This window comes from Thiobacillus sp. (assembly GCF_024708915.1).
The window spans coordinates 1-1,333 of the sequence record NZ_JANJXQ010000283.1; the positions used below are offsets into that span (position 1 = coordinate 1).

The following is a 1,333-nucleotide window of genomic DNA, read 5'->3' on the forward strand; positions in this document are numbered from 1 at the left end:
GCCGAACATCACGAGCTTGTCGGGCAGCGGCTGGCTTCTGAGCGAGGACACGATCGCAGCCAGCACCGCAAGGTCGGCCGCCGGCTCGCTGATCTTCACCCCGCCCACCGCGTTGACGAACACGTCCTGGTCGAAGCAGGCAATGCCGGCGTGCCGGTGCAGCACGGCAAGCAGCATCGCCAGCCGGTTCTGCTCCAGGCCGACCGACAGCCGCCGCGGGCTCGGGGCCTGGCTGGAATCGACCAGCGCCTGGATCTCGACCAGGAGCGGCCGCGTGCCCTCCTGCGTCACGAGCACGCAGGAGCCCGGAACCGGCTCGCCGTGGCGCGACAGGAAGATCGCCGAAGGGTTGGAGACGCCCTTCAGTCCCTTCTCGGTCATCGCGAACACGCCGATCTCGTTCACCGCACCGAAGCGGTTCTTGAACGCGCGCACCAGACGGAAGCTCGACCCGGTGTCACCCTCGAAGTAGAGCACGGTGTCGACGATGTGCTCGAGCACGCGCGGGCCGGCGATCGCGCCTTCCTTGGTGACGTGGCCGACAAGGATGATCGCGCAGCCGCTCTGCTTGGCCTGGCGCGTCAGCTGCGCGGCGCATTCGCGCACCTGCGCCACCGAACCCGGTGCCGAGGTCAGCGCTTCCGAATACACGGTCTGGATCGAATCGATCACTGCGACCTCGGGCTTCATCCCGGCGAGCTGCGCAAGAATGGCCTCCAACCGTATTTCCGGCAGCACTGGCAGATGGGTCTCGGGCAGCGACAGCCGACGCGCGCGCAGCGCAACCTGGCGCGCCGATTCCTCGCCGCTGACGTAGAGCGTCTTCAGCCTGCCGGACAGGCCGGCCAAGGCTTGCAAGAGCAGCGTCGATTTGCCGATACCGGGGTCGCCGCCGATCAGCGTCACGCCACCCGGCACCAGGCCGCCGCCGAGCACGCGGTCGAGCTCACCGATGTCGGTAGCGATGCGGCTCTCTTCCGAGGCTTCGACGTCATGCAGGAATTGTGCGGTACTGGTCGCCGCCAGCGAAGCGAAGCGCGGCTTGGCCGATTCCGCAATCGTTTCGACCAGGGTGTTCCAGGCATTGCACGCCGGGCACTGGCCCTGCCACTTGGGCGACTGCCCGCCGCATTCGGTGCAGGTGTAGATCGTCTTGGTTTTGGCCACTAGTGTCGTGACTCAGAAATAGGGTGACATAATGAAACGGATGGATTTTTTCGCAGGGCAAGGCGCGAGGAGGCGACATAGTCGACTCTATGGCAACGACGAGCAACGCCGCCATGCGGAAAAAGACGCCGTTTCATGTTGCGATATTTCCGAGTCACGACACTAG

At 65.4% G+C, this 1,333-nt stretch carries 1 protein-coding gene; it reads right to left on the reverse strand.

What is annotated here, in order from left to right:
* A partial coding sequence (gene radA / locus Q0L94_RS17750) for a DNA repair protein RadA (RefSeq protein WP_296755993.1) occupies positions 1–1,167 on the reverse strand: 1,167 nt, incomplete at its 3' end.
* Between the last annotated feature and the right edge of the window lie 166 nt (positions 1,168–1,333).